General features: G+C 76.5%; 15 protein-coding genes. 7 read left to right on the top strand and 8 right to left on the bottom strand.

Annotated features, from left to right (window positions below):
• Nucleotides 1–57 precede the first annotated feature (57 nt).
• The 3 genes from HNR08_RS20360 to HNR08_RS20350 are packed head-to-tail and all read left to right on the top strand — an operon-like array spanning nt 58 to nt 4,107.
• On the top strand, nt 58–642 hold the full coding sequence (locus tag HNR08_RS20360; RefSeq protein ID WP_146838071.1) for a GNAT family N-acetyltransferase: 585 nt from the start codon (nt 58–60) through the stop codon (nt 640–642).
• Nucleotides 639–2,714, top strand: coding sequence for a M3 family metallopeptidase (locus HNR08_RS20355; protein WP_146838073.1), 2,076 nt, complete (start codon nt 639–641; stop codon nt 2,712–2,714). The genes HNR08_RS20360 and HNR08_RS20355 overlap by 4 nt, the downstream gene beginning before the upstream one ends.
• 40 nt (nt 2,715–2,754) lie before the next feature.
• Complete coding sequence (locus tag HNR08_RS20350; protein WP_146838075.1) at nt 2,755–4,107, top strand: M20/M25/M40 family metallo-hydrolase; 1,353 nt, start codon at nt 2,755–2,757, stop codon at nt 4,105–4,107.
• A gap of 15 nt (nt 4,108–4,122) precedes the next feature.
• Here HNR08_RS20350 and HNR08_RS20345 read toward each other — a convergent pair whose 3' ends face one another.
• A complete protein-coding gene (locus HNR08_RS20345; RefSeq protein WP_221286395.1) occupies nt 4,123–4,383 on the bottom strand; it encodes a DUF5703 family protein in 261 nt (86 codons plus the stop codon).
• Between the two features lie 62 nt (nt 4,384–4,445).
• Between HNR08_RS20345 and HNR08_RS20340 the strand changes: the two genes are divergently transcribed.
• A complete protein-coding gene (locus HNR08_RS20340) occupies nt 4,446–4,739 on the top strand; it encodes a primosomal protein (protein ID WP_146838077.1) in 294 nt (97 codons plus the stop codon).
• A 20-nt stretch (nt 4,740–4,759) separates the two neighbouring features.
• Here HNR08_RS20340 and HNR08_RS20335 read toward each other — a convergent pair whose 3' ends face one another.
• A complete protein-coding gene (locus HNR08_RS20335; protein ID WP_146838079.1) occupies nt 4,760–5,722 on the bottom strand; it encodes an aldo/keto reductase in 963 nt (320 codons plus the stop codon).
• An 83-nt stretch (nt 5,723–5,805) separates the two neighbouring features.
• Between HNR08_RS20335 and HNR08_RS20330 the strand changes: the two genes are divergently transcribed.
• Nucleotides 5,806–6,687 (top strand): undecaprenyl-diphosphate phosphatase, encoded by an 882-nt coding sequence (locus HNR08_RS20330; protein ID WP_146838081.1) that lies wholly within the window; start codon nt 5,806–5,808, stop codon nt 6,685–6,687.
• Between the two features lie 14 nt (nt 6,688–6,701).
• Here HNR08_RS20330 and HNR08_RS20325 read toward each other — a convergent pair whose 3' ends face one another.
• Both HNR08_RS20325 and HNR08_RS20320 read right to left on the bottom strand, forming a co-directional pair.
• Complete coding sequence (locus HNR08_RS20325) at nt 6,702–6,890, bottom strand: hypothetical protein (RefSeq protein WP_146838083.1); 189 nt, start codon at nt 6,888–6,890, stop codon at nt 6,702–6,704.
• Between the two features lie 16 nt (nt 6,891–6,906).
• Entirely contained in the window at nt 6,907–7,887 is a 981-nt protein-coding gene (locus HNR08_RS20320; protein ID WP_168431211.1) for a CorA family divalent cation transporter, read from the bottom strand.
• 112 nt (nt 7,888–7,999) lie between these two features.
• Here HNR08_RS20320 and mshC point away from each other — a divergent pair, with 112 nt between their 5' ends.
• Complete coding sequence (gene mshC / locus HNR08_RS20315) at nt 8,000–9,253, top strand: cysteine--1-D-myo-inosityl 2-amino-2-deoxy-alpha-D-glucopyranoside ligase (protein WP_146838087.1); 1,254 nt, start codon at nt 8,000–8,002, stop codon at nt 9,251–9,253.
• On the opposite strand, the gene HNR08_RS20310 is transcribed toward mshC, so the two are convergent.
• The 4 genes from HNR08_RS20310 to HNR08_RS20295 form a co-directional block, all read right to left on the bottom strand.
• Nucleotides 9,250–9,651 (bottom strand): DUF4232 domain-containing protein, encoded by a 402-nt coding sequence (locus HNR08_RS20310; protein ID WP_146838089.1) that lies wholly within the window; start codon nt 9,649–9,651, stop codon nt 9,250–9,252. The two genes, mshC and HNR08_RS20310, sit on opposite strands and share 4 nt — an antisense overlap.
• Nucleotides 9,652–10,524 (bottom strand): hypothetical protein, encoded by an 873-nt coding sequence (locus HNR08_RS20305; RefSeq protein ID WP_146838091.1) that lies wholly within the window; start codon nt 10,522–10,524, stop codon nt 9,652–9,654.
• 82 nt (nt 10,525–10,606) lie between these two features.
• A complete protein-coding gene (locus HNR08_RS20300; RefSeq protein ID WP_146838093.1) occupies nt 10,607–10,999 on the bottom strand; it encodes a VOC family protein in 393 nt (130 codons plus the stop codon).
• A 121-nt stretch (nt 11,000–11,120) separates the two neighbouring features.
• A complete protein-coding gene (locus HNR08_RS20295; protein ID WP_146838095.1) occupies nt 11,121–11,984 on the bottom strand; it encodes a PAC2 family protein in 864 nt (287 codons plus the stop codon).
• Between the two features lie 58 nt (nt 11,985–12,042).
• On the opposite strand from HNR08_RS20295, the gene HNR08_RS20290 reads away from it, so the two are divergent.
• A complete protein-coding gene (locus HNR08_RS20290) occupies nt 12,043–13,731 on the top strand; it encodes a bifunctional 3'-5' exonuclease/DNA polymerase (RefSeq protein ID WP_146838097.1) in 1,689 nt (562 codons plus the stop codon).
• Nucleotides 13,732–13,750 lie beyond the last annotated feature (19 nt).

Here is a 13,750-nt window from a genome sequence, read left to right as displayed (position 1 = left end):
CCGCGACCTGCGGAAATGCGCGCGACGCGGGCGTCGGCCCGCTGGCACAGTGGGGCGATGGAACCCTTCGAGCTGACCGACGGGGTGGTGCTGCTGCGCGTCCCCGGCCCCACCGACGTCGACAGGATCACCGCGCTCTGCCAGGACCCGGCGATCCAGGAGTGGACCACCGTGCCGAGCCCGTACGCGCGGGCGGACGGCGAGGGCTTCGTCTCCGGGATGGTCGCCGACGGGTGGGCCGCGGGCAGCAGCCTCAACTGGGCGGTCCGGGTCGACGGCGAGCTCGTGGGCATGGTCGGGCTCGCGATGGAGGGCGCCGGCTCCGCGGAGATCGGCTACTGGCTCGCGCCCGACCGCCGCGGGCAGGGGCTGATGTCCCGCGCCGTCGCGCTGGTCGTGGACGCGGCGTTCGGCCGGCTCGGCCTGGACCGGCTGTCGTGGCGCGCGTACGTCGGCAACCTGCCGTCGCGCGCCGTGGCGGAGCGCGCGGGGTTCCGGGTCGAGGGCGAGGTGCGCGGCGGCGGCGTCCAGCGCGGCGTCCGGCGGGACGAATGGCTGGGCACGCTGCTGCGGTCCGACACGCCCGGCGCGCAGCCCCGGAACCCGTCCCCGGGCGGCGACCGGGCCAAGATGGCGGGATGACTGCCACGCTCGACGCGGACAACCCGTTCGCCGCACCGTCCCCGCTGCCCTACGGCCTGCCCGACTTCACCCGGATCCGCCCGGAGCACTTCCGGCCGGCCCTGCTCGCCGGCATGGCCGAGCAGCGCGCCGAGGTCGAGGCGATCGCCGCCTCGGCGGACGCGCCCACGGTGGCGAACACCCTCGACGCCCTCGAGCGCTCGGGCCGGCTGCTGCACCGCGCGGGGACCGTGTTCTTCAACCAGTCCTCGTCCGACTCCACCCCCGCGCTGGAGGAGCTCGAGGAGGAGGTCGCCCCGCTGCTGGCGGCCCACCACGACGCGATCTACCTCGACCGCCGGCTGTTCGCCCGCGTCGAGGCGCTGCACGCCGCGCACGCGGCCGGCGACCTCGACCTCGCCCCGGACACCGCGTGGCTGCTGCACCGCCAGCACACCGCGTTCGTGCGCGCCGGCGTCCGCCTGGACGACGCCGCGCAGACCCGGCTGCGCGAGCTGAACGCCGAGATCACCCGCCTGGAGACCGTGTTCGGGCGCCTGCTGCTCGCGGAGACCAACGACTCCGCGGTGCTGCTGACCGACGAGGCCGAGCTCGCCGGGCTGCCGGAGGACGCGCGCGCGGCCGCCGCCGAGGCCGCCGCGCGGCGCGGGCACGCGGGCGCCTGGCTGGTCGACCTCGTCCTGCCGACCCAGCAGCCCGCCCTGGCCCAGCTCACCGACCGCGCCGTGCGCGAGCGCGTGCACCGCGCGTCCGTCGCGCGCGGCGGCCGGGGCGGCGAGCACGACACCCGGGCCACCCTGCTGGCGCTCGCCCGGCTGCGGGCGGAGCGCGCCCGGCTGCTCGGCTACCCGCACCACGCCGCGTACATCGCCGAGGACGCCACCGCGAAGACCCCGGAGGCCGTCGCCGACATGCTCGGCCGGCTCGCCCCCGCGGCCGTCGCGAACGCCCGCGCCGAGGCCGCCGACCTGGAGGAGGCGCTGCGCCGCGACGTGCCCGGCGCCACGCTGGAGGCCTGGGACTGGGCGTACTACGCCGAGCAGGTCCGCAAGGAGCGCCGCTCCCTGGACGACGCGCTGCTGCGCCCGTACCTCGAGCTCGACCGGGTGCTGCACGAGGGGGTGTTCCGGGCCGCGCACGAGCTGTACGGCCTGACCTTCACCGAGCGCCCCGACCTCACCGGCTACCACCCCGACGTGCGGGTGTTCGAGGTCGCCGACGCCGACGGCTCCGGCCTCGGGCTGTTCCTCGGCGACTACTGGACCCGCGACTCCAAGCGCGGCGGCGCGTGGATGAACAACCTGGTCGACCAGTCGACGCTGCTCGACGAGGCGCCGGTCGTGGTGAACAACCTCAACATCCCGAAGCCGCCCGCGGGCTCCCCGACGCTGCTGACGTGGGACGAGGTCATCACGCTGTTCCACGAGTTCGGCCACGCGCTGCACGGGCTGTTCTCGGCGGTGAGGTACCCGTCGCAGTCCGGGACCGAGGTGCCGCGGGACTTCGTGGAGTACCCGTCGCAGGTCAACGAGATGTGGGCGTGGGAGCCGTCGATCCTGCGCGCGTACGCCGTGCACCACGTGACCGGCGAGCCGATGCCGCAGGAGTGGGTCGACACGCTGATCGCGGCCCGGCAGGACGGCGAGGGCTTCGCCACGACCGAGTACCTCGCCGCGGCGCTGCTGGACCAGGCCTGGTACCGGCTCGCGCCCGAGGAGGTGCCGGCGGACGTCGACGCCGTCGAGCCGTTCGAGGCCGCCGCGCTGGAGGCCGCGGGCATCGCGTTCGCGCCGGTGCCGCCGCGGTACCGGACGACGTACTTCAACCACGTGTTCGGCGGCGGCTACTCGGCCGGGTACTACTCGTACATCTGGTCCGAGGTGCTGGACGCCGACACGGTGACGTGGTTCGCGGAGAACGGCGGGCTGCGGCGGGAGAACGGCGACACGTTCCGGGCGCGGCTGCTGTCCCGCGGCGGCTCGGTCGACCCGATGGCCGCGTTCCGCGACCTGCGCGGCCGCGACCCGGAGATCGCCCCGCTCCTGGCGCGCCGCGGCCTCGACGCGTCCTGATCCCGGGGGCGCGGGGGTCGCGGCCGGTACCGTGGACCGCATGACCCCCGCGCCTCCCGCCAGCACCGACGTCCCGCCGCACGACACGACGGCGGCCGAGGCGGAGGTCGTGCGGATCGCCCAGGACCTCATCCGGTTCGACACCTCGAACTACGGCGACGGCTCGGGCCCGGGGGAGCGGTCCGCCGCCGAGCACGTCATGACGCTGCTGCACGAGGTCGGCCTGGAGCCCGAGCTGTTCGAGTCCGCCCCGGGTCGCGCGAACGTGGTCGTGCGCCTGGAGGGCAGCGACCGCAGCCGCCCCGCGCTGGTGCTGCACGGCCACACCGACGTCGTCCCCGCCGAGGCGAAGGACTGGAAGGTCGACCCGTTCGCCGGCGAGGAGTTCGACGGCATGGTCTGGGGCCGCGGGGCCGTGGACATGAAGGGCATGGACGCGATGATCCTGGCGGTCGTCCGCCAGATGGTCCGCGAGGGGCGCCGGCCCGCCCGGGACGTCGTCGTCGCGATGTTCGCGGACGAGGAGGCCGGCGGCCGGTACGGCGCCCGCTACGCCGTCGACCACCGGCCCGAGCTGTTCGAGGGTGCGACCGAGGCGGTCTCCGAGGTCGGCGGCTTCTCCGTGGACGTGCAGGGCCGCCGCGCCTACCTGCTGCAGACCGCCGAGAAGGGCATCGCCTGGCTGCGCCTGGTCGCGGACGGCACCGCGGGGCACGGCTCGGCCGTCAACCCGGACAACGCCGTCACCGAGCTGGCCGGGGCCATCGCCCGGATCGGCGCCTACCAGTGGGACACGCGGCTCACCCCGACCGTCCTCGCGCTGCTCGAGGGCGTCGCCGACCTCACCGGCCTGCCGCTCGACGTGGACGACCCGCTGGCCATCGACCGGCTGATCGGCGCGCTCGGCCCGGCCCGCCGGTTCGTCGGCTCCTCGATCCGCACGCTCGCGAACCCGACGCAGCTGCACGCCGGCTACAAGACGAACGTCATCCCCGGCCGGGCCACCGCGACCGTCGACGTCCGCCCGCTGCCGGGCGACCACGAGGACGTCCTCGCGACGGTCCGGGAGCTCGCCGGCCCGCACGTGCGCGTCGAGCCCGAGCACCTGGACATCGGCCTGGAGGTCCCCGCGACCGGGGCGCTGGTCGACACGATGACCGACGTCCTGCGCGCGCAGGACCCGGGGGCGGTCGTGCTGCCGTACATGCTGTCCGCGGGCACGGACAACAAGTCGCTCGCACGCCTCGGCATCGCCGGCTACGGGTTCGCCCCGCTGCGGCTGCCCGCCGACCTCGACTTCACCGCGCTGTTCCACGGCGTGGACGAGCGCGTGCCGGCGGACTCCCTGCGGTTCGGCGTGCGGGTGCTGGACGGTCTGCTGCGCGAGGCCTGAGCCGCGCGCGCCGGCTCAGTCCCCGAACGCCCCGAGCGTGGACCGGACCCGGATGATCCGGCGCCGGAGCCACACCTTCCGCTCGCCGCCCGAGTAGAGCAGCGTCCGCGCGAGCTCCCAGCGGCCGTGCTCGGCCTCGTCCGTGAGCAGGCGCCGTGCGTCGGTGCGGCTCGTCGTCCGCGGGATCGTCACGACGCGGTACTCGTACTGCCGGGCCGCGCTCGCGCGGTTCCCCGGCGTGTCCAGCGGGTCCCCGCCCGCAGCCGTGGTGGCCATGCCCACCGCCTTCCGGTGACGTCGTGGTGCCATTGTGCCTGGTGCGGCGCTACGGTCATCGCATGGCTATCGACCCGCGCGCGGCACTGGACCGCCTCATCGCTGCGCTCGAGGCGCACTACACCGCCGTGTCCACCCGGCGCGGCGAGGACGACCCGGCCGTCGACGACGCGTACGACGTGCTCGCGGACGCGTTCGAGGTGTACGACGACGCGCTGGGCACCGTGCACGGGGAGGCCACGCCGTTCTACCTCGCGGAGGACGACGAGGAGGACGAGGAGGACGAGGACGCCGAGGCGGACGACTACGACCTCGACGACCTGCCCGAGGCGGACGAGGACGACCTCGCCCGCTGACGCCGCCGGTGCGGGGCCGCTCAGCGCCGTTCGGGGTAGCCCAGCGCCGGCGCGCTGACCTCGTCGAGCGCCCGCAGGATCTCCGGCGGGAGCTCGACGTCCTCGGCCGCGAGCGTGGCCCGCAGCTGCGCCGGCGTCCGCGCGCCGACGACCGCCGACGCGACCTGGGCGCGCACCCGCAGCCAGGCGAGGGCGACCTCCAGCGGCGCGCGCCCGAGCCCGTCGGCGGCGGTGACCACGGCCTCCACGACGGCGGCGGCCACCGAACCGAGGTAGGGCTCGACGAACCCGGCCAGGTGCGGCGACGCGGCGCGCGAGTCGGCCGGGACCGTCCGGCGGTACTTGCCGGTCAGCACGCCGCGGCCCAGCGGGGACCAGGCGAGCACGCCGATGCCGAGGTCGGCCGCCGCGGGCAGCACCTCGCGCTCGATGCCGCGCTGGAGCAGCGAGTACTCCGCCTCGACCGCGGCGAGCCCCGGGTCCTCGCCGAGGAGCGTCGCCGCGCGGGCGACCTGCCAGCCGGCGTGGTTCGACAGCCCGACGTAGCGGGCGCGCCCCGAGTCCACGGCCCGGCGCAGCGCGCTGACCGTCTCGGCGAGCGGCGTCCGCGGGTCGGGGGTCTGCACCAGCCACAGGTCGACGTGGTCCGTGCCCAGCCGGCGCAGCGAGGCGTCCAGCGTGTCGAGCAGCGCGCCTCGCGAGGCGTCCACCACGCCGCCCTCCGGCGTGCGCCGCACGCCGGCCTTGGTGCACAGCACGAGCTCGTCGCGGGGGACCACGGTGCCGAGCAGCGACCCCAGCAGCTCCTCCGCGCCGCCGTCCGCGTAGGACGCCGAGGTGTCGACGAGCGTGCCGCCCGCGTCGGCGAAGTCGCGCAGCTGCTCGGCGGCGTCGTGGGCCTCGGTGTCGCGGCTCCAGGTCAGCGTCCCGAGGCCGAGGTGGGAGACCCGCAGGCCGGTCCGTCCGAGCTGGCGCTGTTCCATGCCAGCGAGGGTAACGGGGCACGAGCAGGTCAGCGGCTATCGTGGCGCCTCGTGGCTGCGCGTCGAGAGATCGGGACCGTCGGATGAGCGTCTGGGAGGCGATCGTCCTCGGCCTCGTGCAGGGTCTGACCGAGTTCCTGCCCGTCTCGTCCTCCGCGCACCTGCGGATCGTGGGCGAGCTGATCGGCTCCGGGGACCCCGGCGCGGCGTTCACGGCGATCACCCAGATCGGGACCGAGACCGCGGTGCTGCTGTACTTCCGGCGCGACATCGCCCGGATCTGCACGCACTGGTGGCGGGCGGTGCGCGGCGACCTCGGACCCGACTGGCGGTCCCGCCTCGGCGCGCCCCCCGGCGCAGCGCCCGACCCGGACGCGCGGATGGCCTGGTTCATCGCGCTCGGCTCGGTGCCCATCGTGGTGCTCGGCCTGCTGTTCCAGGACGCCATCGAGCAGCCGTTCCGGAACCTCTGGCTCATCGTGCTGACCCTGGCGGGCTTCGCGCTCGTCCTGGACTGGGCCGACCGCCGGGGCCGGAAGTCCAAGCCGCTCGGCGACCTCACGCCGCGGCACGCGGTGTACTTCGGCCTCGCGCAGGCCATGGCGCTCATCCCGGGCGTGTCCCGGTCGGGCGGCACGATCACGGCGGGCCTGCTCATGGGCTACACCCGCGAGGCCGCCGCGCGGTACTCGTTCCTGCTCGCCATCCCCGCCGTGCTCGGCTCCGGGCTGTACCAGCTCGCGTCGTCGGTCGGGGACTTCGGCAGCGCCGGGACGCCCGGCCTCGGCGTGACGCTCATCGCGACGCTCGTGGCGTTCGTCGTCGGGTACGTCGTGATCATCGGGTTCCTCAAGATCGTGTCGACGTACTCCTACCGGCCGTTCGTCGTCTACCGGATCGGGCTCGCGGTCGTCGTCGCGCTGCTGCTCGTCACCGGGGTGCTGCACCCGCTCGCGGGGGCCTGACCGCGACGGGCCGGTCAGCCGCGGTCGCGCCGCGCCCGGCCGCGGGCCGCCCGCAGGTCGCGGACCTCGATCGCCAGCGCGGTCAGCAGGGCGAGCAGCGCGCCGATCCAGAGCACCACAGCGAGACCGCCGCCGGCATCCGTCTGCGACAGCGCGATCAGGACGACCGCGAGCAGCAGGAGCCAGAGGACGGGTCGGCGCACGGGGCCAGCGTAGGCGCTACAGCCACCCGGAGCGCTTGAAGAGCCGGAACAGCCAGAACGCCGCGCCGCCCATCAGGAGCAGCGCCGCGGGGTACCCCACGAGCCAGTGCAGCTCCGGCATGTGGTCGAAGTTCATCCCGTACACGCCGGCGATGAGCGTCGGCACCGCGATGATCGCCGCCCACGCGGAGATCTTCCGCATGTCCTCGTTCTGCCGCACGGACACCCGGGACAGGTGCACGTTGAGCATGTCCCCGAGCAGGTCGTCGTGGGCGTCGAGGTGCCGGTCCACCTTGGTCAGCACGGCGTCGAGGCGGCGCATCCACCGCATCGTGCGGGTCTCGCGGCGGCTGTCCTCCTGCTCCGCGACGAGCTCGGGGAACGCGGCGAGCAGCGGGACGAGCGCGCGCCGGGCCTCGGCGATCTCGCGCTTGAGGTCGTAGACGACCTCGGCCGGGTCGCCCGCGTCCGGGGTGAACACGACCTGCTCGACGTCGGCGACCGCCTCCCCGATGCCGGCCTCGACGTCCCCGGCGCGGCGCACCAGCGACATGAGCACCGCGGCGAACACGTGGCTGCCGCGGTCCTGGGGGAGGTGCTCGGCGTCGCCGAGGTGCTCCAGGACGTCGTCGAGCAGCGCGCCGGGGCCCTCCTCGGCGGTGAGGGTGACCTCGTCGACGACGAGCGCGGCCCACAGGCCGGTGCGCACGTCGCGGGTGGCGGCGTCGTACGTGAGCGTGGGGCTGACCAGGTAGCGGCCGCCGCCGGGCAGCCGGCGGAGCTGCGGGTGCCGCGGCTCGCGCACCCCGCCGCCGGCCACCGACCGCCGGACCACGGACTCCGGGACGCCGGCCTGGCGGGCGGCGTCGGCGAGCGCGTCGAGGGAGTCGACGTGCACCCACGCGGCGGGCGGCTCGGGGGCCGCGAGCAGCCCCAGCAGCCCGTCCGGCGCCGTCGCCGTCCAGCCGTCGTCCCCGTGCACCCAGGCGTGTTCCATTCCGCGCATTCTCCCCGGCCAGCGGCTCGCCGGGCCGCGCGACGCGCCGCCGGGCCCGCGCGGGGCCGGACGCGGTCGGCGGGGCCGCGGCGGGGCGATTACGCTCTAGGCCGTGCTCACCTGGCCCGCCCCGCAGATCCCGCAGCTCCCCGGCCAGGGGGGTCCCGTGCGCGTCCGGGACACGACGACGGGCGACCTCGTCGTCGCCGGCCCGGGGCCGGACGCCACGGTGTACGTCTGCGGCATCACGCCCTACGACGCGACCCACATGGGGCACGCCGCGACCTACGTGGCGTTCGACCTGCTGGTGCGCGGCTGGCTCGACGAGGGCAAGCGCGTCCGCTACGCCTCGAACGTCACCGACGTGGACGACCCGCTGCTGGAGCGCGCGGAGGCCACCGGCGTCGACTGGCGCGAGCTCGCCGCGGACCAGACCGCCCTGTACCTCGAGGACATGACGGCGCTCGGCGTCGTGCCGCCGGACGTGTACACCGGCGCGGTCGAGGCCGTGCCGGCCGTCGTGGCGGCGGTCGAGGCGATGGTCGCGGACGGTTCCGCGTACGTGGTCGGGGTGCCCGACGCCCACGGCCAGGGCGCCGGCGACGTGTACGCGGCGGTGTCCGCCGACCCGGCGTTCGGCGAGGTCGCCCGCCTCTCGCGCCCCGACATGCTCAAGCTGTTCGGCGAGCGCGGCGGCGACCCCGAGCGACCGGGCAAGCGCGACGCCCTCGACCCGCTGCTCTGGCGCGCGGCCCGCCCGGGGGAGCCCTGCTGGGACGGCGGCGACCTCGGCCCCGGGCGCCCCGGCTGGCACATCGAGTGCGCGGTGATCGCCCGCGACGGCATCGGCCTGCCGTTCGACGTGCAGGGCGGCGGCTCCGACCTGCGGTTCCCGCACCACGAGATGAGCACGTCGCACGCGCGGCTGCTCGACGACGGCGAGGGCGCCCGCACGCACGTGCACACCGGCATGGTGGGGCTGCACGGCGAGAAGATGAGCAAGTCCCTGGGCAACCTGGTGCTCGTCTCGCAGCTGCGGGCCGACGGGGTGGACGCCATGGCGGTGCGCCTGGCGATCCTCGACCACCACTACGCGTCCGACTGGGAGTGGACCGACGCGGTGCTGGACGCCGCCCGGGCCCGGCTGGACCGGTGGCGCTCGGCGGTGTCCGGGAACGGCGGGCCGGCGGCGGACGCGACGCTGGCGGAGATCCGCGCGGCCGTCGCCGACGACCTCGACGCGCCGCGCGCGCTGCGGGCCGTGGACGCCTGGGCCGAGGCCGCGCTGGCGGGCGCCGAGGACGAGCAGGGCGCGCCCGGTGTCATCGCCCGAGCCGTGAACGCGCTGCTCGGGGTCCGGCTCTAGCCGCCCCAGCCCTCGACGGCGCGCTGCCAGGCGCCGACCTCCACCGCGGCGCCGGCCAGCACGTCGATGCCGCCCTCGGGCGCGTCCAGCCGCACCGCCGCGGCACCGGGGACCGGCGTGACCAGCAGGGCGACGGTGACGTCCGGGTCCTGCGAGGTCGACATCGCCCCCCACCGGAGCTGCGCGGACACCGTGCCGCCGGGGCCGACCACCAGGGCATCCGGGGCCGGTGTCCCGGTGGGGGTGCCGGTCTCGACGTCGGGCACGAGCGTGCCGGACGCCCGGAGGAACCCGACCTCGGGGCGCCCCTCGACGACGCACGGGTCCGGGGTGGCGTTGGTGGCGCGCAGCAGCAGGTAGCGGCTGCCCAGGGCGGCGTCGAACCCGGCGACGGCCACCTAGAGCGCGGCGCAGCCGGGGGCGCCGGGCTGCGCGGTGGCGGGATCGGCGGCCGGGGCGTCCGGCTCCGGCACGCCGAGCATCCCGCCCTGCTCGCGGAACGACGACGCGACGACCACGTGCACCGGCGGCCGCTCCGCGGGCCACGGCGTCGCGCCCAGCTCGCGCGCGAGGCCGGTGACCGTGTCGTCGCCCTGGACCTGCACGCGCAGCCAGGCCTCCGGCGTGCCGTCGGTGGCGGCGCGGGTGTCGAGGAGCAGCGAGGTGACGCCCGGCCGGCCCGCGACGCCCACGAGGACCCGGGCCAGCGCGTCGTCGAGGACCCCGGGGCCGACCATCGTGGTGATCCGCTGGTCCACGGTGCCCAGCACCACGCTCGTGAACGGCAGCCCGGTGGTCGCCGCGGCCAGGCCGGGGAGGTCGTCCGCGGTCGCGACCGTGCCGCTCGCGGAGTCCGGCGTCGCCTGCACGTCCGTCACCCCCGGGAGGGCCGCGAGGTCCGCGACCGTCCGGAGCACGAGGGCGGCGTCGTCCCGGTCGTCGAGCTCGGCGGCCAGCGCGGGCAGGCCGGTGCGCTCCGGCTGCCAGACCCGCGCCCCGGCGCGGGGGCGGTCGGGCAGCGCCGCGGCGACGGCCCGGCCGACGTCCCGGAACTCCCGGGCCGTGGCGACGTCGGTGCGGACGTCGAGGCCCCCGTCCGCGGTCGGCGTGGCCTCGCTGACCCCCGGGATCGCGGCGACCTCCTCGACCAGAGTCGGCGGGGCCGCGGCACCCGGGCCCGGGTCGGTGCACCCCGCCAGCAGCAGGGCGACCGCGGTCAGCGCGGCGGCGACGGCGCCGGCGGCGCGGCCGGGACCCAGGAGGTGCGACATGACCCGGACCGTAGCCAGGGCCGGCACCGCGCGGGGGAGGTTCGCGGGCGTGCGCACAGGACGCGCACAGGACCCGCGCGGCTCAGCCGTCCGCCGGCCGCGCCAGGGCGCACACGTTGCCGTCCGGGTCGAGGACGTACTGCACGACGTCGCCCCAGCCCCGCGGCTCGGGGCCGCCGAGCGGCGTGCCGCCGAGGTCGCGGGCGAGGGCGGTCGCGGCGGGGAGGTCGTCGACGCCGAGGTACAGCTCGGTGGTCCGCTGGGTGCCGTGCGCGGCGGCGGGCGGCGTCGGCCCGTCGAGGTTCCGCAGGAACGACCCGAGCTCGTACACCGCCAGGCCGGGGGCGCCCGGCTCGGGGCGCAGCTCGAGGTAGTTCGGGGCGTCGGCCGTCGCGGGCCAGCCGGTGAGGCCGCGGTAGAACCGGCGCATCGCGTCGAACCGGGTCGTGGCGAGGATCGTCAGCTGCAGGCGCACGGTGGTCCCTTCCCTTGGGCGTCGTCCCGACATGCCACCGTGGAGATCGCGCATCGACGCGGGACCAACGGCCCGGCTGGGGACGGGCCCCCGCGGCCGACGCGCCGCCGACGGCGCCGGGTCAGCCCCCGATGCCCTTGTCCCGCCGGCGCAGGTAGCGCTCGAACTCCTGGGCGATCGCCTCGCCGCTGGCCTCCGGGAGCTCGGCGGTGTCCTTCGCCTCCTCGAGCTGGCGGACGTACTCGGCGATCTCCGAGTCCTCGCTCGCGAGCTCGTCGACGCCGTCCTGCCAGGCGGCCGCGTCCTCCGGCAGGTCGCCCAGCGGGATCGGCTCGCCGGTGAGGGCCTCGATGCGGTGCAGCAGCGCGAGGGTCGCCTTGGGCGACGGCGGGTGCGCGACGTAGTGCGGGACGGCGGCCCACAGGGAGACGGTGCGCATCCCGCGGGCGGCGGCCTCGTGCTGCAGGACCCCGACGATGCCGGTCGGGCCCTCGTACGAGTTGCTCTCGACGTCGAGGGCCTCGCGGACGGCCGGGTCCTCGCTGGTGGCGGTCACCGGGATCGGCCGGGTGTGCGGGACGTCCGCGAGCAGCGCGCCGAGCGTGACGACGGTGGTGGCGCGCAGGCCCTCGGCGATGTCGAGGAGCTCGCCGCAGTACCGCCGCCAGCGCATGGAGGGCTCGATGCCGTGCACGAGGACGACCTGCCGGCGGGCCTGCGGGGTGGTCGCGACGGCCACGGCGGTGGTCGGCCAGGTGATCTCCCGGCGGCCGTCCGCCCCGGCGCCGATCACCGGCCGGTTCACCTGGAAGTCGTGGTACTCCTCCGGGTCCAGCTCGTCGACCTGCTCGGCGTGCCAGGCCTCGTGCAGGTGCTCCAGGGCCTGGCTGGCGGCGGACCCGGCGTCGTTCCAGCCTTCGAAGGCCGCGAGCAGGATCGTCTCCTGCTCCGGGAGGCCCGCGGGGCCGTTCGCCTGCTCGGTCATCGGCCCAGCGTAGGACGTGCCGCGCCGGGGTGTCGGGCCCGGGCGCCACAATGAGGGCGTGCCGTTCGTCCTCGTCGCCGTCGACCCGGACCGTCCGGGCGGTGCGGTGCTGCGCGAGGTGCGGGACGTCGACGCCGCACTGGCGGGCCAGGTGGGGCCGCCGGAGCGCGTCGCGGGGGAGGACCTGCCCGCGGCGGTGGCGGCGCGCGAGGCGGACCGGCCGCGCTGGGTGTGGGACGACACGGAGCACTGGTACCCCGACCTGCTGGCCGCCGGCGTGCGCGTCGAGCGGGCGCACGACCTGCGGCTCAGCCACGTGATCCTGCGGCGCAGCACCCGGTGCGCGGGTACGGCCGTGGCGCGGGCCCCCGAGGGTCCGTGGGACCGGGCGGCGCCCGCCGCGGGGCCGCACGAGCCGGACGACGCCACCCTGTTCGACGACCTGGCCGCGGCGGTCCCGGACGCCGCGCCCGACGTGCCGGCCGAGCTGCGCCGCCAGCTCGCGGCCCTGGAGGAGGCGGGCGACGACGGCCGCCTGCGGCTGCTCCTCGCGGCGGAGTCGGTCGGGGCGCTGGTGGCCGCGGAGATGCGGCACGACGGGCTGCCGTGGCGCAGCGACGTGCACGACGCCCTGCTCACCGAGCTGCTGGGCCCGCGTCCGCACGACGGCGCCCGGCCGGAGCGCCTCGCCGGGCTGGCGGAGCAGGTGGCCGCGGCGCTCGACCGGCCGGGGCTCAACCCCGACTCGCAGCCGGAGCTGCTGCGCGCCCTGCGGGCGGCCGGGCTGGACGTGTCGTCCACGCGCACGTGGGAGATCCGGGCGCTCGACCACCCGGTCCGCGAGCCGCTGCTGGAGTACAAGAAGCTCGCCCGGCTGCTGTCCGCGAACGGCTGGGCGTGGATGGACCGCTGGGTGCGCGACGGCCGGTTCCGGCCGGACTACGTGCCCGGCGGTGTGGTCACCGGCCGGTGGGCGAGCAGCGGCGGCGGCGCGCTGCAGCTGCCGACCGGCATCCGTGCCGCGGTGCGCTCCGACCCCGGGTGGCTGCTGGTCGTGGCCGACGCCGCCCAGCTCGAGCCCCGCGTGCTCGCCGCGATGTCGGCGGACGGGGCGATGGCCGCGGCGGGCCGGCACGCCGACCTGTACGCGGGCGTCGTCGCCGCCGGCATCGTCGAGGACCGCAAGCAGGCGAAGTACGCGATGCTCGGCGCGATCTACGGGGCGACGACCGGCGCGAGCGCGGTGCTCATGCCGCAGCTCGCCCGGGCCTACCCGCGGGCGGTGGCGCTGGTGGAGGAGGCCGCCCGGGCGGGGGAGCGCGGCGAGCAGGTGACGACGTGGCTGGGCCGGTCCTCGCCCCGGCCGGGCGCCGCGTGGCTGGCGGCGCGGCAGGCGGCGTCGGCGGAGGGCGCGGCGCCCGAGGACGCCCGGGACGCCCGCCGCCGGGCGCGGGACTGGGGCCGGTTCACCCGGAACTTCGTCGTGCAGGGCACCGCCGCGGAGTGGGCGCTGTGCTGGATGGCGGTGCTGCGCCGGCGGCTGCTCGCGATGCCGGGGCGGCCGCACCTCGTGTTCTTCCTGCACGACGAGCTCATGGTGCACGCGCCGGTGGAGGTCGCGGACGAGGTCGCCCAGGCGGTGCGGGAGTCGGCGGTCGAGGCGGGGCGGCTGCTGTTCGGGGACACGCCGGTGGACTTCGCCCTCGACGTGTCGGTGGTGGACACGTACGCCGACGCCGTGCAATGATCTGGCTGGGTAGACAGGT

This window comes from Cellulomonas hominis, assembly GCF_014201095.1.
GTDB classification, from domain to species: Bacteria; Actinomycetota; Actinomycetes; order Actinomycetales; family Cellulomonadaceae; genus Cellulomonas; species Cellulomonas hominis.
Note: the sequence above shows the minus strand (reverse complement) of the source record. Positions and strands in the feature narration are given on the sequence as shown.

Excerpts from the sequence above, each read along its gene's own strand:
- HNR08_RS20360 (WP_146838071.1), top strand. The coding sequence starts at position 58 with ATGGAACCCTTCGAGCTGACCGACGGGGTGGTGCTGCTGCGCGTCCCC.
- HNR08_RS20355 (WP_146838073.1), top strand. The coding sequence starts at position 639 with ATGACTGCCACGCTCGACGCGGACAACCCGTTCGCCGCACCGTCCCCG.
- HNR08_RS20350 (WP_146838075.1), top strand. The coding sequence starts at position 2,755 with ATGACCCCCGCGCCTCCCGCCAGCACCGACGTCCCGCCGCACGACACG.
- HNR08_RS20345 (WP_221286395.1), bottom strand. The coding sequence starts at position 4,383 with ATGGCCACCACGGCTGCGGGCGGGGACCCGCTGGACACGCCGGGGAAC.
- HNR08_RS20340 (WP_146838077.1), top strand. The coding sequence starts at position 4,446 with ATGGCTATCGACCCGCGCGCGGCACTGGACCGCCTCATCGCTGCGCTC.
- HNR08_RS20335 (WP_146838079.1), bottom strand. The coding sequence starts at position 5,722 with ATGGAACAGCGCCAGCTCGGACGGACCGGCCTGCGGGTCTCCCACCTC.
- HNR08_RS20330 (WP_146838081.1), top strand. The coding sequence starts at position 5,806 with ATGAGCGTCTGGGAGGCGATCGTCCTCGGCCTCGTGCAGGGTCTGACC.
- HNR08_RS20320 (WP_168431211.1), bottom strand. The coding sequence starts at position 7,887 with ATGGAACACGCCTGGGTGCACGGGGACGACGGCTGGACGGCGACGGCG.
- HNR08_RS20305 (WP_146838091.1), bottom strand. The coding sequence starts at position 10,524 with ATGTCGCACCTCCTGGGTCCCGGCCGCGCCGCCGGCGCCGTCGCCGCC.
- HNR08_RS20295 (WP_146838095.1), bottom strand. The coding sequence starts at position 11,984 with ATGACCGAGCAGGCGAACGGCCCCGCGGGCCTCCCGGAGCAGGAGACG.